At 65.0% G+C, this 19677-nt stretch carries 16 protein-coding genes; 4 read left to right on the top strand and 12 right to left on the bottom strand.

Translation table 11 applies throughout. The features are described from left to right. Positions 1–263: 263 nt before the first annotated feature. From AAK988_RS04005 to AAK988_RS03985, 5 genes are all read right to left on the bottom strand, one after another. On the bottom strand, positions 264–2048 hold the full coding sequence (locus AAK988_RS04005; RefSeq protein WP_369880444.1) for an ABC transporter ATP-binding protein: 1785 nt from the start codon (positions 2046–2048) through the stop codon (positions 264–266). A 2-nt stretch (positions 2049–2050) separates the two neighbouring features. Further along, the gene (locus AAK988_RS04000) at positions 2051–4165 is read right to left on the bottom strand and encodes a HelD family protein (protein ID WP_369880443.1); all 2115 of its coding nucleotides are present in this window, start codon (positions 4163–4165) and stop codon (positions 2051–2053) included. Then, positions 4158–4577, bottom strand: coding sequence for a peptide deformylase (locus tag AAK988_RS03995; RefSeq protein WP_136432598.1), 420 nt, complete (start codon positions 4575–4577; stop codon positions 4158–4160). Before AAK988_RS03995 ends, AAK988_RS04000 begins: the two co-directional genes overlap by 8 nt. 226 nt (positions 4578–4803) lie before the next feature. Beyond that, the gene (locus AAK988_RS03990; protein ID WP_160324066.1) at positions 4804–5826 is read right to left on the bottom strand and encodes a hypothetical protein; all 1023 of its coding nucleotides are present in this window, start codon (positions 5824–5826) and stop codon (positions 4804–4806) included. A 101-nt stretch (positions 5827–5927) separates the two neighbouring features. After that, the gene (locus AAK988_RS03985) at positions 5928–6779 is read right to left on the bottom strand and encodes an MBL fold metallo-hydrolase (protein WP_160324067.1); all 852 of its coding nucleotides are present in this window, start codon (positions 6777–6779) and stop codon (positions 5928–5930) included. Positions 6780–7130: 351 nt separating this feature from the next. Between AAK988_RS03985 and AAK988_RS03980 the strand changes: the two genes are divergently transcribed. Next, positions 7131–8393 carry a Rid family hydrolase gene (locus AAK988_RS03980; RefSeq protein ID WP_369872991.1) on the top strand — a complete coding sequence of 421 codons (1263 nt, stop codon included), beginning with the start codon at positions 7131–7133 and terminating at the stop codon, positions 8391–8393. A 189-nt stretch (positions 8394–8582) separates the two neighbouring features. Here AAK988_RS03980 and AAK988_RS03975 read toward each other — a convergent pair whose 3' ends face one another. The 3 genes from AAK988_RS03975 to AAK988_RS03965 all read right to left on the bottom strand — a co-directional run bounded on the left by AAK988_RS03975 (position 8583) and on the right by AAK988_RS03965 (position 12355). Continuing rightward, on the bottom strand, positions 8583–10922 hold the full coding sequence (locus AAK988_RS03975; RefSeq protein WP_369880441.1) for an ATP-binding response regulator: 2340 nt from the start codon (positions 10920–10922) through the stop codon (positions 8583–8585). Between the two features lie 192 nt (positions 10923–11114). Continuing rightward, complete coding sequence (locus tag AAK988_RS03970; RefSeq protein WP_135969741.1) at positions 11115–11573, bottom strand: hypothetical protein; 459 nt, start codon at positions 11571–11573, stop codon at positions 11115–11117. A gap of 110 nt (positions 11574–11683) precedes the next feature. Then, the gene (locus tag AAK988_RS03965) at positions 11684–12355 is read right to left on the bottom strand and encodes a helix-turn-helix transcriptional regulator (protein WP_236650526.1); all 672 of its coding nucleotides are present in this window, start codon (positions 12353–12355) and stop codon (positions 11684–11686) included. On the opposite strand from AAK988_RS03965, the gene AAK988_RS03960 reads away from it, so the two are divergent. Continuing rightward, positions 12354–13859, top strand: coding sequence for an FAD-dependent oxidoreductase (locus tag AAK988_RS03960; protein WP_369872992.1), 1506 nt, complete (start codon positions 12354–12356; stop codon positions 13857–13859). The genes AAK988_RS03965 and AAK988_RS03960 overlap by 2 nt on opposite strands. A 109-nt stretch (positions 13860–13968) precedes the next feature. Here AAK988_RS03960 and AAK988_RS03955 read toward each other — a convergent pair whose 3' ends face one another. Then, on the bottom strand, positions 13969–14424 hold the full coding sequence (locus AAK988_RS03955) for a hypothetical protein (protein WP_135969744.1): 456 nt from the start codon (positions 14422–14424) through the stop codon (positions 13969–13971). A gap of 136 nt (positions 14425–14560) precedes the next feature. Between AAK988_RS03955 and AAK988_RS03950 the strand changes: the two genes are divergently transcribed. Continuing rightward, positions 14561–15037: an MGMT family protein gene (locus AAK988_RS03950; protein ID WP_369872993.1), complete on the top strand. Its 477-nt coding sequence runs from the start codon at positions 14561–14563 to the stop codon at positions 15035–15037. 42 nt (positions 15038–15079) lie between these two features. On the opposite strand, the gene AAK988_RS03945 is transcribed toward AAK988_RS03950, so the two are convergent. Together AAK988_RS03945 and AAK988_RS03940 are read right to left on the bottom strand one after the other, a co-directional pair. Further along, positions 15080–16201, bottom strand: a complete 1122-nt coding sequence (locus AAK988_RS03945; RefSeq protein ID WP_369880440.1) for a DUF1648 domain-containing protein — start codon at positions 16199–16201, stop codon at positions 15080–15082. 242 nt (positions 16202–16443) lie between these two features. Then, a complete protein-coding gene (locus AAK988_RS03940; protein ID WP_369872994.1) occupies positions 16444–16932 on the bottom strand; it encodes a GntR family transcriptional regulator in 489 nt (162 codons plus the stop codon). 94 nt (positions 16933–17026) lie between these two features. On the opposite strand from AAK988_RS03940, the gene AAK988_RS03935 reads away from it, so the two are divergent. Continuing rightward, on the top strand, positions 17027–18019 hold the full coding sequence (locus AAK988_RS03935) for a CPBP family intramembrane glutamic endopeptidase (protein ID WP_369872995.1): 993 nt from the start codon (positions 17027–17029) through the stop codon (positions 18017–18019). 54 nt (positions 18020–18073) lie between these two features. On the opposite strand, the gene AAK988_RS03930 is transcribed toward AAK988_RS03935, so the two are convergent. After that, on the bottom strand, positions 18074–19510 hold the full coding sequence (locus AAK988_RS03930) for a DNA-deoxyinosine glycosylase (protein WP_369872997.1): 1437 nt from the start codon (positions 19508–19510) through the stop codon (positions 18074–18076). Positions 19511–19677: the final 167 nt, after the last annotated feature.

Below are 19677 nucleotides of genomic sequence, written 5' to 3'. Positions count from 1 at the left end.
AATTCTCCCGCAATCCCATCGCACCCCGAGAATCGAGGAGACACCCATGCGCCGCATTCTTCTGGCCCTCTGCACCGGCGAGATCTCCAGCCCCTCCTCGATCACCCTCGTCAACGCCACCGAATCCGGTCCCACCGATGCCGTCGTGAAGCTGTAAGCGACTCCGAACTTCACCCACAAAGCGGGAATGTTCGGAGCCGGACAATCACCAAGCTGACAAACCAGGAACTACGCGGAGGGAAGCGGGGCACAACCCCGCTCCCCTACTCTTCTCCGTAGGCGCCGGTTTGGCGGTTCCAGAGGCGGGCGTAGTCGCCGCCCTTGGCCACGAGCTCGGCATGAGGGCCGTCCTCGGCGATCCTGCCGTGGGAGAGCACCACGATGCGGTCGAGGCTCGCCACCGTTGACAGCCGATGGGCCACCACGATGCAGGTGCGCCCCTCCATCAGGTTGGACAGAGCCTCTTGCACGGCCGCCTCGCTCTCGGAATCGAGCGCGCTTGTGGCCTCGTCCAGCACGAGGATGGGGCAATCGGCCAGCATGGCGCGGGCGATGGCGATGCGCTGGCGCTGACCGCCCGAGAGCTTGATGCCGCGCTCGCCGGTAATGGTGTCGAACCCCTGGGGCAGCGCCTCGATGAACTCGAGCGCGTTAGCGGCACGGGCCGCCTCGCGAATCTCGTCCATGGTGGCATCGGGCCGCCCGTAGGCGATGTTCTCGGCAATGGAGCGGTGGAACAGCAGCGCCTCCTGGGGCACATAGGCGATCTGCCGGCGCAGGCTCGTCTGGGTCACATCGGCCACGTTCTGGCCGTCCACCAGAATCTCGCCCTCCTGGATGTCGGCCAGCCGCAGCAAGAGCTTCGTGAGCGTGGTTTTCCCCGCGCCGCTCATACCCACCAGTCCCACGCGCTGACCGGCGGGAATACGCAGGTTGAAGTCCTTGAACACCTGGGTTTTCACATCGCCGTCGGTGTACCAGAAGTTGATGTCCTTAAAGTCGATGTCGCCAAGCTCCACGGAAAGCGGACGCGCGCCGGGCTTGTCAGCCACCAGCCGCGGCTCGTCGAGCACGGCCGTCATGCCGGAGGCGTCGCCGAAGGCCTGGTTGATGCGCTGCAGGCCCGTGTTGATGAAGTTGAACTGGTTGGTGACGGTGTTCGTGTAGGTGAACATGAGGATGACCGTGCCCGGCGTGATGCCGAACCACGCGTTGCCGCCCGAGATGAACACGGTGACCACGCTCATGATGATAACGGTGATGGCCGCCGTGGTGACGCCGCGAGCGAGCGAGGCCCGCATGCGCTTGGAGTCGCGGGCCACCACCTCGCGGTTCGCCGTGTCGAACAGCCCCCGCTCGTAGTCCTCGCGCCCGTAGGTCTTCACGGCCAGGATGTTCGTGACCGCATCCGACAGCTCGCCCGACAGCTGGTTCTGGGCGCTGGCGGCCTTTTCGTTCAGGTGCAGGATGCGCTTGTACATGAGGTAGCTCACCGTCGCGTACACCGCGAGCATGGCCATGAGCACGCCCGCGTACACCGGCACCGCCGGCAGCAGAATGATGCAGGTGAACGTGATGGAGCAGAGGATGGGCAGAAACGGGAAGTTCATCGTATTCAACAGCTGGGTGTAGCCGGCCATGAACTTCGAGGTCTGGCTTACGAGCGTGCCCCCGAAGCGATTGGAATGGAACGACAGCGACTGGTTGCACAAGCAGTCAAAGGCCGTGGTGGCCAAGTCGTAGTTCACGGCGATCTGCAGCTTCCACAACGTGTAGTCCTGTAGCTTGCTGCAAGCCTGGCCGGCGAAGTTGATGGCGATGAGCGCCGCGATATAGGGCCCGAACACGGCGAGCACCTCGTCGGCGGCCACCGGCGCCGCGCTGATGCGGTCTACGATGAGGCTCATCACATAGGGGTTGCCGTAGGTGAGAAACCCGCAGAACCCGATCGTGGAAGCCACCAGTGCCACGAACAGCCCCAGGTGGTTGCGCGTCGCCAGCCAGTAGTAGTGCAAACTGCGCATCGTCAACGATTGCCTTTTCGCCATAGCTACCTCAAAAGTTCCGTGAGCTCGCCGTTGGCGAGGATGGTGACGTGGCGGGTGGCGCGGCTGATGGTGGTGTACAGGCGCCGGCGGGCCAAGTCGCTGGCGGGAAACACCTGCGGCGAGGCGTCGGGGACGATGACGCGGTCGAATTCCAGCCCCTTCGCCAACTTGAGCGGCAGCACCACCACGCCGCCATCGGGCAGGCTGTCGCGCTCGCCGAGCACCACAGCGGCCTCTCCCAGCACCTTTGCCACCCGCCGCGCCTCGCTCTTGTAGGGCACGATGACGGCCGTCAGCGTATCGGCGCTGGCCGCCTCATCGGCCACACGCCGCAGCTCGGCGGCCCAGGCCTCTCCGTCCGCGGCCACGACGATCTCCGGCGGGGCGGCCTCCCGCTGCACCGAGGACACCTCCACCGCCTCGCCCGGCGGCAGCAGCGATGCGAACAGATCGGTGATGGCCGGGGTGGAGCGATAGCTCGTCATGAGACGGCACTCGTCCACCGATCCGCGCTCGGCTTCGAACACGGCGCGGATCTCGCCCCAGCCGGCCGTGCCCTCGGCGATGGCCTGGTTCGGGTCGCCCAAAAGCAGGAAGTTCGCCCGGCGGAAATAGCGGGCCATCACGGCCAGCTGACCTTCGGAATAGTCCTGCACCTCGTCGATCATCACGTACTTCGCATCGGGGTCGCCCATACCCGTGAGCGCCATCTTCAGATACACCCATTCCACCGAGGCAAGCCCGTCGCAGCCCAGAAGGCGGCGGGCGATCTCGTCGATGTCGAGCCAGTCCATGGCGCGCACCTGCTGAATGCCGGACGCATATTTCTCGCGTACGTAGGTGAGGGCGAGCGCACGAGCCTCCTCCTCGCTTTGCGGGTCGAAGGTCTCGCCGAACAGCCGCAGCTGCTCCTCGATGGGAAGCTCGGAAATCTCGTCGTGGGTGTCCTCGGCCGCCGCGATGCTCGCGAGCCGGCTCTGCAGACGCGCCTCCAGCTCCTCGTTCATGAGCGTCACGCGGTGCGGGCCTGCGGGCAAATGATCGAACTTCGCCGCCACCTTCGCCACGGCATCGCCGCCGACAAGGCGCGTGCCGGCCGCCGTGATATCGCGGAAATCAGAACGCTCGAAGGCGAAGCGCGCCAGGGCCGCGTCGATGGCGCGCAGGCGCTCGTAGGAGACGTTGCCCTCCCCCGCCCCGCGCCCCGCGGGTAGAAGCGGCGCCAAGAACTCGGCCCAGGTGAGGATCTCGGGGTTGCGCTCGCCCAGATCGGGCAGCACGCGGTCGATGTAGCGGCCGAACACCGGATTCGGCGAGATGAGGAACACCTGGGCAGGATCGAGCGTGCCGCGATGCTGGTAGAACAGATACGCGATGCGCTGCATGAGTACCGAGGTCTTCCCCGAGCCGGCCACGCCCGCCACCTGGAGCACCGGCACGTCGGCATGGCGCACGACGGTGTTCTGCTCCTTCTGGATGGTGGCCGTGATGGCCTGCATGCGGGCGGAGCGGCCCCGGGAAAGCGAGGCTAAAAGCAGCTTGTCCTCGATGGCCACGTCGGAATCGAAGTAGCCGAGCAGCTGGTCGCGATCGATCTCGAACTGGCGGCGCAGCAGCAGGTCGGCGTGGATGACGCGCCCGTCGGCCACGTATGACGTCGGCCCCATGGCCTGATTGTAGTACACCTCGGCTACGGGGCTGCGCCAGTCCACCACCAGGCGACGGTAGTTCTCGTCCGAGACACCCGCCGAGCCGATATAGAGCTCCTTGGCTGGCGCGCCCTCCTTGAACCGCAGGGCGATCTTCGCGAAGTAGGGTTCGCGCAGAAGCACCTCCACGGCGCGCAGGCGCTCGGCCTGCACGGAGTTGGCCATGTCGTGGGCCTCGATGATGTTGTTCATGGCCACGATGTCGGCATGGGTCTCCAGAATGTCGTCCCAGGTGGCGAAGTTCACGGCCAACTCCTCGGCCATGGACTTCTTGTCCTCGGCCGCCTGGGCTGCCACGGCCTCCATAGCCGCCACGGCATCGCGACCGATCTTCTCCAGCTTTCCGTAGGTCTCCGTTAAGTGCGCCTGCTCGGTGGTAAATTCGGGATCGGACGCGGCGCTAGACAAGGATGCCCTCGCAGTGGTCGATCATGTGCTGCACGGCCTGAGCGGCGTTGCCCTCGAGCTTCTTCTTGGCCGGCACGAGCTTGCCGTCCTGGAAGCGGTCGTAGCTCACGCGAATCCAGTCGTAGCGCTGCACCGCCGTGGGCTCCTCGCGGGAGAGGCACGCCTCCACCGCCGTGTAGGGCTTCAGCTTCTGGGTCACCTTCGGGTTGTACATGACCACCGGGCGCCCCGCCTCGTTCAGGTAGGCGACGATGCACTTCGTCTCGCCGATCTGGTTGGCGGCCAGACACACCGCCTCGTCGCTGGCCAGCAGCGTCTCCACCAGGTCGGTACCGATGGAGGCGTCCTCGGCCGTGGCCGGCTCGCAGGGCTTCGACAGAATGTCCTCGTCGGTGATGATCTCTTTAATCACAGGGGCTCCTTTGCGTCGGCGGCGGCTCGGACCGCCGCGTCTTCCGGAAAAATGCGACTATCGAGTATACACCACTGCCGCCCCGCGCACCCCCGCGCGACTGTGGCGTTTTCGCGGTATCGCCCTGCAGACTGCCGGGTATCGCGGCAAGGTTCCTCCCCACGGGACGAGCCGTGCCCTATAATGAAGATGCAAGCCCCTGTCCGGGGCTTTTTTCCGTGCTCTTCTACCCTTCCATGGCCAGGGAATATACCACCCCGGCACCGTAGAGCTTCCCGAAGAAGTACTTGTTGCTCGCCGACTCGTCGGACACGTACACCCGGCCATCGTAAGACTCGATGCCCTCGGCCATGGGCGGCGCCTCCACATCGGCCCCGAGGCTGCGGCTATCCAGGCAGTAGAGGGGCACCTCGGCGCCATCGGCCGTAAACGTGCCCGAGGGAGCCAGATGCGCGATATCGTAGGCCAGAAAGTGCGAGGGGGCGACGCCGTAGGACTGGGACAGCACGAGGCGGTTCTCCCCCGCCGTGCAGACCCCCTGGATCATGCCGGGAATGGAATAGACCCGTTCGGGCAGGGCGGCCACACCGAAGGGGGCGTTGGGATCCAGCGGATAGGCGTACATGACCGCCGGGTTCTCTGTGCCGTCGGGAGTGGCGATGTGATGGCTCTCCGGTGTCTCGTAGTCGCCAGGAAAGTAGAACTCGCCCGTGAGCAGCGTGTCGCCCTCGATGTTCATGAAGGCCGGGGAGAAATCGAGCTCGACCCGGGCCAGGGCCCGCACCGTGGCGCCGTCGGCGGCTGTGGCCACCTCCTCGGCGTCGAGCACGAGATAGCCCTCCTCACAGGCCAGATAGGCGTACTGGTCGGCGCTCGTGATGGCCGAGCCGTGGCCCTGGTAGAGCTCGCCGTCCGGCGTCTGCACGAGCAGCCGCGCGATGGCGCCATCCACCGCCCGGCGGTAGAGCGGCGAGGGGCCGCAATCTACCATATAGCCGCTGAACAGCCACGCATCGCTCCCCTGGAGGTGATCGAGGTCCTGGCAGACGAAGCCGCTGTCCACCCCGGGTATGGCAAATTCCCGCTCAGCTTGGTTGTAGAAGGACCCGAAGGCCACGCGCACGTACAGGTTGAGCCCGATGACCGCCGCCAGAACCAGGGCGGCCACCGAAGCCAAGACGATGCCGATGATCTTGAGCATCCGGTTCCTTCCGATGCCCGACGCGGGGCGCACTGCGCTCTCAGCCACAGGAAGCTCCTTTCCCAGGGCCGCCGCGCAACCCCGTGCCTCTCGCTATGGGCTCAGCATAGGGCACCACCGCCTCGGGAAGGACGGTGCGGGTCAATCTGTCACGCCACTGTGACGGGACGATCCTGGAAGGCCACCGCCACGCGCACCTGCGGCGCCAGAGCCGGAGCCGCTTCGGCAAGAGCCCGCTCCAGCGTCTCACGGGGCAGGCGGTAGGTGTTGTTCTCCTGGGACACGTGCATGGCCACGACGGCCTCGAGCCCCTCGTGGACTAGATCCACCAGGGCCCGAGCGGCCTGCTCATTGGAAAGATGGCCCCGATCCGAGGCGATCCGCTGCTTGACCGGATAGGGATAGGGCCCCTCCCGCAGCATCCGATCGTCGTGGTTGCTCTCCAGCGCCAGCAGGCGCACCCCCGCCAGGGCCCGGGAGGCCTCGTCGGTCATAAAACCCGTATCGGTCACGAAGCCGAGGGCATCGGCCGCGACCTCGGGCGCTCCGCCTTCCTCGACCCGGGGCACCGGCTCGTCGAAGCGGAAGCCGAAGGAGGCAGCCGCGTCATGGGAGGTGGCGAAGGGACGCACGGCAAGACCCGCGAGAGGCAACCGGTCGCCAGCGGCAAAGACCCGGCAGGAAACGCCCACGCTGGCCACGGCATCGCGCAGGGGCGCCGAAGCCGCCAGCACCGCCTCGCTCGCGTACACCGCCGGACGCACGCCGGCCTTCGCCAGGCCCCGCAGCACCACGCCGAGGCCCTTCACGTGGTCGCCGTGGTCGTGGGTGATAACGACGGCGGCCAGGCCCGACAGGTCGAAGCCGCAGGTGGCGGCCCGATCGAGGAACTCCCGCTTGCAGATGCCGCAATCCACGAGCACGCCCTGCCCGGTGCGCCCGTTCTCCACAATGGCCGCATTGCCGCGGCTCCCGCTGGCCAGCACGTGCAACTTCAACATTCCGGCATCGCTCCTCTCTCTGGAAAGGCCATCCTAGCGCGTCGGGGCCTCGAGGCACGCCCCCTCCAAGGTATCCCCACAGCCGCTCGCCCCCCCGACACCGCCGCAAAGCCGTGGGCGCCTTCAATGCCGCCGCAGCGCGAGAGGCGCCGCACACAAAAGGAATATTTTTGTTCAAGTGCACTATTTGTCGATGATGACCTGTGGTTTCTCTCTCGCTTGATGCCTGACATTCTGTCAAATATCTGCATATGGCCCCTTTATCGGCCAACGGCATTGACAATGACCCTTCCCGTAAAGTTTAATGCACTTGCACAAAACGGTGCACATTCTACCTTGAAGGGGGTACCAATGACCGATCCGAACGTGGTAGTGGCCCGCAACACCGAGAAGGCGCCCGTAAGCGACCTCTATTCTCAGACCGTGGCGTTCTCCCACTACAACAACCTCTCGGCCCAGCTGCCCATCGACCCGGCGACGGGTGCCATCGTGGCCGGCGGCGCTGCCGAGCAGGCCGAGCAGTGCCTCAAGAACATCCAGGCCATCGTGGAGAGCATCGGCCACGACATGAACGACATCATCCGCTTGTCCGTCTACCTGGCCGACATCATGGATCTGAATGCCGTGGAGAAGGTGCAGGCTTCCTTCTTCCCCACCTACCAGCCCGCCCGCACCGTGGTGGCCGTGGACGGCCTGCCCCAGGATGCCCTCGTGTTCATCGAGGCCCTTGTGGATAACGGCGAGGGCACTCAGTCCGTGCCCCAGGCCGGCGACTTGGTGAAGCTCACCAACAACACCCACGGCGCTCCCTACGACGCCCTCTCCACCCAGACCGTGGCGTTCTCCCACTACAACAACATCACCATGCAGCTGCCGCTGTGCCCGAAGTCGGGCCGTCCGATCCTGGGCGATGCGGCCGCCCAGACCGCCCAGTGCCTGAAGAACGTGAAGGCCATCCTGGAGTCGGTGGACGTGCCCCTGGACGACGTCGTGAAGGTGACCATCTTCGTGAAGGACCTGGCCGATATGGAGGCCGTGGACGAGGTGTACAAGACCTTCTTCCCCGATTCCGGCATCGCCCGCGCCGTGAACTACCTGCCGGCCCGCACCGTGGTGCCCGTCAACGACCTGCCCTTCCACTGCGACGTGGCCGTGGAGGCCGTGGTGTCCCATGGCGACGGCACCCCGCCCCAGGCCATCGAGGACCGTCACGGTCTCATCATCGAGGCGAACAACACCGACGCCGCCCCGAAGTGCCCCTTCTCCACCCAGACCGTGGCCTTCTCCCACTACAACAACATCTCCGCCCAGCTGCCCTTCGGCGCTGACGGCAAGCTGATCGCCGGCGGCGCGGCCGAGCAGACCGCCCAGTGCCTCGCCCACGTGAAGACCATCATCGAGTCGGTGGACCACGTGGTTGAAGACATCGTGAAGGTGAACGTGTTTTTGGCCGACATGGCCGATCTGGACGCCATGAACGAGGCCTATGCCGCCTTCTTCGGCGACCACAAGCCGGCCCGCAAGGTCGTCGGCTGCGGCGAGTTGCCCTTCGGCGCCCGCGTCATGATCGACGCCATCGCCGGCAACTGGGAGGGCACCCCGCCGGTGGCCTAGGATCTCGCGGCTGCGCACGTCTCGCACTCATACATGCACAAGGAAGGGGAACCGAAGCGTTTCGGCTCCCCTTCCCGTTTTCTACAGCTTGACACGCCCCGACCGCAAGGACCGAAACGGACGCCACCCACCGTCCCGCCGCCCATAAGAAAGTGGACTCCAACGACGGAGGGGCGCGCCGCCTTCCCCCTACTTCTCGGGAATGTGCTCGGCGAGCAGGGCGATGAGGGCGTGGGTGTTCAAAGGCTTGGTAGTCAGCGCCGTCATGCCGGCCTCCCGGGCGCGGCGCTGCCCCTCCTCGAAGGCATCGGCCGTCTCGGCGATGATGGGCAGGCTGGCGGCATCGGGGCGGTCGAGCGCGCGTATCTCGCGCGTGGCTTCGTCGCCATCCATGCGGGGCATGCGCATGTCCATGAGCACCGCATCGTAGTAGAACGGCGCCACCGAGGCCACCTTGCGCACGGCCGCGTCGCCGTCGCGGGCCTCTTCCACCGTGAAGCCGTAGTCCTTCAGAATTTCCATGAGGATCTCGCGGGACAGATCGTCATCGTCCACCACGAGCACCTTGCAGCCCGTAAAATCGCGGCGGCACTCATTAGTCGCAGAGCTCCGCGCCTCCTCGCGGGACACCTCTTCCGGCGACGCCAGGCGCAGCGGCAGCGTGATGGTGAAGGTGGAGCCGCGGCCCACGGTACTTTCCACCTGGATCTCGCCGCCCATTAAGTCCACGAGGCTCTTGGTGATGGTCATGCCAAGGCCGGTACCCTCGGTTCGGTTGGCATAGCCCAACCCGTCGCGCTCAAAGGGCAGGAAGATACGGTCGAGGAACTCCGGCGTCATGCCGCAACCGGTATCGCTCACCGTGATGACGTAGCTGCCGAACCCGCGAGGCGCCTCGCCGCTCTCGCTGAAGGTCACCGTGATCAGGCCGCCAGCCGGCGTGAATTTCACGGCATTGCCGACAGTGTTCACAAGTACCTGGCTGAGTCGCAGCGGATCGGTAACCACCCGGCTGTGGGAAAGCCCCGAAGTACTTACTGTCAGATCGATGCCCGAGGCCTCGGCCTTGTCGCCGAACATCGTGGCCACCTCCTCGGCCGCCTCGGCCAGATCGACCACATCCTCGTTGAATGACAGCTTGCCGCTCTCGATGCGGCTCACGTCCAAGATATCGTTCACGAGGCTCAGCAAGTGATCGCTCGATACCATGATTTTGCGCAGGCAGTCGCGCACGCGGTCGGTATCGTTCAAGTGGTCGAGCGCAATGGAGGCGAATCCCGATATAGAGTTCATCGGCGTGCGGAAATCGTGGGACATATTGGTGAGGAAGGTCGATTTCGCCCGGCTGGCATGCTCGGCCAGATCGAGTGCGTTCTGCAGCGCCAGCTTCTGCAGCAGCTGCTCGCGCATCTCGGCGGTGACGTTGCGCGCCGCCAAGATCACCTTGGAGCTCGGCCGCGGAAGACGGATGATACGCAGCTCCACGTACTGCTCCTCGTCCCCGAACAGGCGCCGGTAGCCCACCGAGAAATCGGCATCGCCTTCCGCGAGGCGCCGCCACAACGCATCGGGCCCCACCTCAGCGCGCACGCGGGCGCGATCCTCTTCCACCACGTAGGTATCGATGTAGCGCTCCATAGCGACCGGATAGTCACCCTCCTGCTCGCTGATGAGGGCAAACTGAGTCGCGTTATCCGCACCGCGACGATATACTTCCAGCTCGTTGGTTTCCAGATCCACCAAATACAGCGCGAAGTTCTCGGCACCCAGGCTGTCGATGACCTCCACGTACTGCTCGCTTCGCTGCTCGGCCTGCTTGGTGCGGGTGAAGTCCTCCACGAAGCCGTAGGCGAAGCGCTCCGAATGGCCCGTGTGATCCAAGCTGATGCGCAGCCAGCGCCCGTCGGGCAGCTGGCCCTCCTGGTAGAGGCTCGTCTGGTCGTCGAGGAAGTTCTCCATCTGGCGGAGCAAATCATCGCCGGCGGTGGCGCCGAAAGTAAGCTCGATGAACTCGGCGAGACTGATGTAGTTGGTACCAACCCCGCTCTGCTCGCGGGCCGAGTCGGTGAGCAGCAGCTGGCGGTAGCGCATATCGTAGAAGAACAGGCCCGCGCCGGCCTTGTCGAGCGAGCGCTGGGCCGGCACGATCCAGCTCGTCACATCCTGCAGGGTGAAGCCGCACAGACCCGGGGCCACGGGGAAGGCTTCGGCGCGGAAGAACTGCTGCAGCATGTCGGAGAGCGTTTCGAACTGGACGACACGATCCTCAAAGGCTGCCTCGTAGAAGTGCTCGAGCCAGGTGGGATCGCCGCCCCAGATGAGGTACATGAGCGCGCCGGTGAGCTCTTCCACGGTGTGGTCGGTCACCGCCGCCATGGCCGGATTGAGGTAGCGGTAGGCCGCATCGTAGGGGCGGCCGTCGTCGTCGACGAGCACCTCGACGATGCCGAAGGGCTGCGGGCTGCGGTCGAATGTCATCGCCCAAACCTGCAACATCTCATCCATGGTACGCTCCCATTGACAGATCATCCGAAAATCCTCCGCTGGTGCACTATTACAGTGTAGCACTTTCTGATCAAAAGGATCATCTGAACGCCTATCATACCCGTATAATGCCTAGATTCAATACCTCTCGTCCTCTTGTGCAATTGCACAAAAAGAGCCCGCCGCATGGTGCGGCGGGCTCTCAGTTTCCACATAGGGAAGCGTTTCCGCAGGTCTTTAGGCCTCCGGGGTAGCCTCCTGCTCGGCGCCCTGCTCGGTCTCGCTGGCGGCCGTGGGGATGTCGCCGCGCTTGAAGTGCATGTTGTCGTCGCCGTAGCTCATGACGAGCTCATCGCCCTCCAGCTTGGCCTGCTCCGTGGAGCCTTCGAAAGTGAAGGACACGGTGGTGGCGTCCTTGGCCTCCCAGGTGCCCTGCATCTCGCTACCCAGCACGTTCAGCACACAGGAGCCGTCCTCGTTGAACTGCATGTAGATGGACATGCCGAGCTTGGCGGCCTCGTCCATGACCTCGGGAGTCACTTCCTGACCGTCCACGTTACCGCTGGTGAGCACCCAGTTGCCCTGGAAATTCGCGGCGTTGTCGGCGGAATTGCCACCGCCGCCGCAGCCCGTGAGAGCCACGGTCAGGGCAATCGCGCAAGCTGCCACAGCCAAGATCTTTGCCTTCAGTTTCATTCCCGCTCCTTCAGTTGATGGATAATCCCGTCGGCTCCTTTTACGGCCAACCCAGCCATGATAATGCTTAGCGGATTGATCGGCAACAAGCAAATGATCTATCGGCTCGTCTAGCGCGGCAGGATAATTTCGATAAGCTCGTTGCGGCTATGGATGTCAAGTTTCCGATAAATGCTCTTGATGTGGGTTTGCGCCGTTCCCGTTGAGATGAACAACCGACTTGCGACTTTCGAGAGGCTATAGCCTTGACCGTAGAGCCACGCAACCTCCGCCTCACGCTTCGAGAGTCCGTACCGACCGACGAGCTCGGGGGCGATGGCATCCGGTCGATCCGCTTTCATATCGGCCACCGTCCCGCTTGTGGCCACCGGCTCGCGATTAAGGGAAAGCGCGCCGAACGTGAGCGTGAGCATTGCGAGCAAGAAGAACAGGCTGAGCAAGATACTGCGCCCGCCCAACGATGAGAAAAACTCCTGGCTTTCCGTGGCAGCCAAGGGAATGATCAGGTAGCTTATGGTCCATGATGCAATTTCGGTAAGCACGCCGCACACGAGAAAGAGTCGGCACGTGCGCACGCGCTCGCTTGCGGCAATGCCGCACAGCAAGATCCACAGCAGGAAATCGAGCCCACTCCGCGCGACAACGACGATATGGCCACCGAGCGCATAGGATTGACTCGCAACGATAACCGCCATGCCCACAAAGAAGAGCAGAACGAAGAAAATCCAGCAGAGCAGCGTAAGGCGCTCTCCCTCAACGTACTCGCCTTTTTGGACGCCCATGCTCTTCAGAACATCGGCGCCCCCAGCTCGTTACGATATCGTGGTTATCGGGGCGGGCACAGCCGGCGTGCCCGCCATTTTGACCGCCCTTGAAGAGGGCGCCACCGTTGCCTGCCTGCAGCGCGAGGACAGCGCCCAGGCTAACGGCAACGGCTCGTCGGGCATCATCCTCGAAGAGTCGAACCCATTGGGCATGAAGCAGTACTTCCAGGCATGGCGCAAGTCGGGCGGCTACCGCATGCAGAGCGATCTTCTTCAGCTGTTCATGGACCATTCCGGCGAAACCGCCATGTGGATCCTCACGCGCTCGGACGAAGAGGGCTTCCCGTCCTACAACGTTTCCGCAACCGCCAATAAGTACGAAGGTGACAAGGGCATATGCACAGCCGTCTTGAAGTCTTACGGCCCGAAGCCCGACAACCATGGCACTCTCATGCGTACCCTTGCCCAGCGAGCTGAGAAGGAAGGCGCCGTTTTCTACTACGGCACTCCGTGCGTGCAGCTTCAGAAAGACGACTCGGGCCGCGTAGTTGCCGCCATCGGCAAGAACTCCGACGGCTACGTCAAGCTCATCGCAAACAAAGCCGTCATCATCGCCGCAGGCGACTACCAGAACAACGAGAACATGGTCAAGGCGCTGTCCCCCGATGTCGCGCGCTTTGGTCGCAAGCAATCCGGCCGCACGGGCGACGGTATCCTCATGGCAGCTTTGGCAGGAGGCCGGATTTGCCCGGTGAACCACGCGAAGACCATGCACGACATGGATGCCCAGCCCATGCTCCTCACTCGCAAGCCCTTCATGGCCCTCGACGAGAGCGGCAAGCGCTTCATGAACGAGGACATCCCCATGGAAAGCTGGGATTTGACCTTGCGCGAACGCTCCCTAGATGTCGAGGATCCGGGCCGCTTCGTTCGCATCTTTGATAACGATTACCAGGCAAAATACGAGTTGCCGCCGTCGATGGGCGTAAAGACCCTGGAGAACTACATTCCCGGGTTCAAGGAAGATCCCGAGAACGTATACCCCGACCTCACCGATACCTATCGCGCTGATACGCTTGATGATCTGGCCGAGCAACTTGACATTCCCGCCGATGCCCTGAAGAAGAGCGTCGAGGATTGGAACAAGATGTGCGAGACCGGCGAGGATCTGGAGTTCGGTTTGAGCTCTGAGCTCATGAAGCCCATCGACACACCGCCGTACTGGGGCACACGTCAATGGATTCGCTGCTCGGCCATCAATTCGGGCATTGGAGTTAACGGGAACTGCCAAGTGGTCGACGAGAACAGTGAGCCCATCCCGGGCCTGTATTCCGTGGGATCGGGCGCGGGCAGTGTGAGTGGCGGCCTCGAGTGGAACCTCGCCCAGGGCGGCCTGTGCTGCGGCATCTACATGACCATGGGCCGCTATGCCGTCATTCACGCCCTCACCGGCAAGATGGAACCGAAAAATCCCATGCAATATGAGGAATGCAAGCATTACTGGGAGAAAAAGGGCAAGTAGCCCTCCCTACACGGCGCCCTCCCCCTACAGGCCAGGCGAATTCGCCTGGCCTTTTCGTTCGACCAGAGGCACTGCGAATCGGGTGCCGCGCCCCTCGGCGGTGCCCCTCCTACCCTTCGCGCACCTTGCCCGTCACCGGACAGGTGATGCACCCGTTCCGGTGCGCGTAGTGCACGACGAACCCGATGCCCGCCAGGGCCAGCGCTATGCCGAGCCCCGTGTAGAAGAACGCGATGAACCAGCCGGGCACCAGGTGGAAAGAGCGCAGGGCCACACCGCCGCCCATCATAACGGCCATGATGACATAGCCCTTCACGTCGAAGAACTTCAGCACATGCATCTTCTCCTCCCCGTAGCTGCGGATGCGGGCGGCATGCTTGCCCACCAGCTTCGAGAACATCATATGGAAGACGAGGAACGTGGCGGGAATGCCGAGAAGCAGCAGCCACAGATTGCCCTGGCCCGCGGCTATGGCCTCGATGCCCATGCGGGCCACCTGGCTTCCAGCGATAAGCCACACCGCGGCCGCGATGAGCAGCAGGTACTTGGAACGGACTTTGAACATAACGAACCTTTCGGGGAAAGCGGCGCCGAGCACCGCGTGGTTTTCTCAGCGCACGATACCACCGCGCGCCCTCGGGAACCAGAAACTGCGCTATGCTGACAGCAAAACTTCAACGGGCGTCCACGGAAGGTCGGTCATGGGAGATTTCGCCAATCGGGTATTTGCGGTGGTGCGGCGCATCCCCGCGGGGAAGGTGGCCACCTACGGCCAGGTGGGACGTATGATCGGGGCGCCGCGGGCGGCCCGCTACGTGGGCTATGCCCTGCACGGCAACCCGGAGCCCGGTTCGGAGCCGGGGTGCATCCCCTGCCATCGTGTGGTGTTCAAGGACGGGCGCATGGCCACGGGCTTCGCCTTCGGCGGCCCCGACGAGCAGCGCAAGATGCTGGCCGCGGAGGGGGTGGCCTTCGACGAGGAGGGACGGGTGCTCATGGACGTCTTCCAATGGGACGGCCATCCCGAAGGCGCGACGGCCGGCGGCGACGGCGCGGCCGACGGGCCGCTTGGGCCGCCGCCCGACTTCGACTGGGAAGCCGAGCTGGCGGAACACCCCCTGCACCGCTGCGAGACCTGCGAGCGCCCCCGCGCCGACTGCCGCAAGAACGGCGCTTGAGCACCCGAGGAGCGCGCTCGAACGCCGTGAAACGACGCATGCCTACGTGAGCAGCAGCGTGGCCGCCACGAAGGCCGCGGTCACGAGCACAAAGCCGGCCGTGAGCGCCCATGCGGCCGGGCGGCCCCAGTTGATCGTCCAGCCGATGCCGAAGCGCTCGGGCAAAAAGAGACTCGCGTCGCCGCGGTTCACGTAGAGGATGCCGAGCTTCCAGAAACGGTCGTCGTCGCGGGCCATGGCATCGCTCGCCTCCATGCGCGCGATGAGACGGCTGCCGTTCTGACCGTACACGACACTCACCGCGAGCGTTGCCACGAGGATGATCGCGACGATGGCGACAAGCGGCACGAGCGTCTGGGCCAAGGTGAGCACGCCGACGAACGCGAGCTGCATGAGCGGGCCGATCAGGCTCGCAAGCAGCCCCATTCCCAAGATGAGGATGCTCTGGGCGTGGGCGAACATGCCGTAGGCCCAGGTGCTGGCCGCCGGACATGTCGGATCGCTCCCCTTCTTCGAGCGCAGGATAGACCACTGCCCCAAGGTGAAGCAGGCGGCCATGAACATGGCGAAGATGACCGGAAACGCCACGACACCCGGGGACTTGTCAGCCCAGCGGGTCACAGCACCGTCGAGGCTCACCTGCATGGGGATGCGCTCGGGCATAGCGCCGTAGCCGGCAAGGCCGATGGCGAGCGTGAGCAGAATGACGGGCACGTACAGCAGGCACCACCACAGCGAGAGGGGCTTGGGAAACGACTCGTCCGCCACGAGCGCGGTCATCTGCTCCCCGGCCGCCTTCCAACCGCGCTCGCGCTTGTAGGTGCGCACCTTCGCACGGGAACGCAGCATGAGGGCGTAGCCTGCCACCATGAGCACGAGAAGCGCCGGGCAGAGCACCGCGAGGAAAGCCTGGGGCGAGGCGAAGGCCAGCGAGAGCGCGGAGAGCAGGGTGAGCGCCGCCGTGAGCCCGAGCACCTTCGCGGTAAAGGCGCGCTTGAGGCGACGCAGATACGGGTCGGTCTGGGCGGCATCGGGCACGGTGACGGCGAAGCACTCGCGCTTGGGCATCAGGTAGGGCGTGAACGCGAACAGGGCGCCGGTCAGGGGAAGGGCGATCACGATCACCCCCAGCAAAAGCATCATGGTCGGTTCGATGGATATCATGGTTTTCCTTTCGCTCAGTAGCACCCGGTGCAGATGCAACGAGGCGTCACGGATCGAGTGGCGGACGGAATGCCCTCAGATGGCGCATTTTTTCGATTTTGGTGCATCTCGAGTCGCCCCTAAACGTCGAATCGAGCCAAACTGCACCAAAAACGAAACCATGCGCCACGACTCGAGGGGTTCCCGCCTTTGAGAGGCCTTCAGAGCCGGGGCTTGCACCATTTCCGCAATTTTGCGCCCGATTACACGCTCGCTCCCTGCAGAGGCATTCCGCACGCCCCTGTTGCGAGGCGGTCCGCCGCGGAGGCGCCGGGCGTGGCGCTTTCGACGGAGGCGCCCATCACGCCGTAGGCGCGGGCGGCTTGGGCGGCCGCCGCCTCCAGGAAGGCGCCGCGCGCGCCCCCGCGGGCGCGGTGGGCCAGGGCGAGCTTGAACAACTCGTCTTCCATCTTCACCTGGGCACGCTCGTCCGCATCGGCGCGATCGGCCGCGGCGGGGTCGGCAATGACGGCGCCCGCGCGGCCCCGCATGCGCACGTAGCCCTCGTCGCGCAGGACGGCGTAGGCCTTGTTCACCGTATGCAGGTTGATGCCCAAGTCGCTTGCCAGCGAGCGCACCGACGGCAGCGCCTGGCCGGGCTCCAGCTCACCAGTGGCGATACCGGCCACGATCTGGTTGCGAATCTGCAGGTACAGAGGCTCTTCCAAGGCCCCGTCCACGGCGAGCAACATGGCGCTCCCCTTTCTCTTGACTTTCTGTTCTATTCGTATTATAACAGAAATTGTTATAGCTTCAATAGAACAAAATTGCTCCAGGAGGTACCCCATGAAACGAGCGCTCATCTTCCTCGCCATCACCTTCGGCATCACCTACGCCTACGATTTCCTCGTGGTGTACCCCATTGCCCTGGGAGAGGCGCCCGACACCAGCGCCCTCGTCTCCCCCGAGTTGACCTATACGGTGGTCGTAGCCGTCACCATGTTCTTCCCCACCCTCGGCGTGGTCATCACGCGCCTCGTCACCGGCGAGGGCTTTGCGAACTGCGTGATGAAGCCCAAGCCGGCACGTCAGTCGCTGCCCTGGTTCGCCGTGGCCTGGTTCGGGCCCACGCTGCTCGTGATCGCCGGCGCCGCCGTGTACTTCCTCCTGTTCCCGAGCGACTTCGACCCGGCAGCCTCGGTATTCATGGAGGCCCAGCGCGCGGCCGCCGGGCAGGCCGGCGCCGACAGTGCCTCCCTGTCCGCCTTCGATATGGCCGCCGCCAACCCCCTCCTGCTGGTGCTGCCCCTGCTGGGAGCCTGCGCCATCGCGCCGGTTCTCAATATCGTCACCACGTTCGGCGAGGAATGGGGCTGGCGCGGCTACTTGCTGCCGAAGATGGCCACACGCCTGCCCATCGTGCCCACCCTGCTGATTACCGGCGTGATTTGGGGCCTGTGGCATGCGCCCGTCGTGGCGTTGGGCCATAACTACGGCACGGGCTATCCCACCGAGCCTTGGGGCGGCATCCTGGCAATGTGCGCCTGGTGCGTGGTTTTGGCCGTGTTCCTCAGCTATGTGACCATCCGCACCGGCTCCACCCTGGCCGCAGCCATCGGCCACGGCGCGCTAAACGGGTCGGTCAACCTCGCCGTGCTCTTCTCGCTCACCGGCGGCAGCCCCTTCGTGGGGCCCTTGTGCACGGGCATCGTGGGCGGCTTGCCCCTGCTGGCCGTAGCGGCCCTCATGCTGCGGGATCTGCGCCGGCGCGAGAAAGCGGGCACCCTGCACGTCCCCGAAGCGGGCCTTCCCGACGGGGTGCGGAAAGAGCACCAGTAGGAGCGCAACGAGCCGCCGCGGGCTGACCGCCACGGCACCGGGGCGCCACTGCGGTCAGCCCGCGGCGGCTTCGAGAAGCGGCTCGATATAGGCAAGGGGCGCCACGCGAATGCGACCGCAGCAGGGCGCGGGAATGAGCGGGGCGGTTGCTGCGGCCGCCTGGCCGCCAGACACCTGCACGGCGAGCGGCCCGCCCTCGGCACCGCCTCGCCCAGCGCAACCTTGATCGCGGACAACGTACAAGCCCGGCTTGGGGACGATCATGGTGACCGTGACGTCGGCGCGCACCGTGTCGGCGGCGGCCGCGCCCGTCTGGGCCGAGAGCCCGCTCGGCACATCGGCGGCCACCACCACGGTGCCCCGGACGCGGGCGTCGTTCAGGGCGCGAATCCATCTGTCGAAGGGAGCTTTCACCGCATCGTGGGAGAATCCGGTGCCGAGGATGGCGTCGATGACGAGGGGCGATGCGGTCAGAAGATCGGCAACCTCACCGTCATCGGGCACGACGAGCACGGCGGCGCGATCGCTCAGGGCCGCTCGGGCCCTGAGCGCCGCCGAGCGCGCCGGCTCGGCCCTTAGGTCTTCGGGAGCCCGCGCCGTCACCACGCGCACCGGGATACCCCACCGATCCAGGTACTCGGCGGCCACCCAGCCGTCTCCCCCGTTGTTGCCGCTGCCGCAGAAGACGACAACCGGGCCCTCGCGCCGGAAGCCCACGTGCCGGGCGGCGGCAGCTGCCGTCGGCGCATCGAAGCCCGCTGCGGCGCCAACGGCGACTAGCGGCACATCGGCACCCGCGGCGCCGCTCTCTGCGGCAACGTTCCCGCCAGCCGTTCTCCCCTCCAGCATCTTGCGCGCCTCGTAGGCCAGGAAGCGGCCCGCGCGGCGCATGAGTCCGTCGAGCGGCGTGCCGGCGGCGGCGATGGCCCGTTCCAGCGCCACCACTGCGGACACATCCAGCACCGGTGGCTCGAAGCAAGTCACCGCCTCGGCCACGGGACGGTAGGCCTCCACGAGCCGCGGCAGCGACCAGGCGGCGTTGGCCGGGCTCGTGGAGGGCAGCTTCTGGGCCGCGATGCCGCAAACGGACTCACACAGCTTCTCGTAGAGCCGCGCCGAGGTGGCGCCGGTGCAGAACACGTGCCGCACGGGAGCCGCATGCAGAATGCGCGAGAGATCGTTGGGCCGGGCGTTGCGAATGGAAGCGTCGGAGGCGCCCTCGATGTCGCAGGAGGCGAGCACGTCCCACAGCGCTATATGGTGGCGCAGCAGCAGATCGGCGCGCTCGGCGTTGCCCTCGGGTGCCGGCTCGTCGAACAGCGCCGCCAGCACGCGCCAGAACCGATTCTGAGGATGGCCGTAGAAAAACCCCACCTCCCGCGATTTCGGCGAAGGCATCGTGCCCAGCACGAGCACCTCCGACCGTCCATCGAACACCGGCGGAATGCCGTGCTCTACCGATTGCGGCTGCCTCTGCGTCTCTTTCGTCATCCGTCCTCGCCCTTTCCTACCGTCTTTCCATGACAGCGTTATATATCAGGATGACCCCGCTGGCAACGGCCGACGGCCCCGTCAAATTCAAACGCCTCTTTTCCCATCGACCATCTATGCCTGATAAAGGACGCCGCCTGACGAGGCGGTCACACGCTATAACGGGT

The sequence above is a fragment of the Adlercreutzia muris genome (assembly GCF_041223505.1).
GTDB classification, from domain to species: Bacteria; Actinomycetota; Coriobacteriia; order Coriobacteriales; family Eggerthellaceae; genus Adlercreutzia; species Adlercreutzia muris.
Note: the sequence above shows the minus strand (reverse complement) of the source record. Positions and strands in the feature narration are given on the sequence as shown.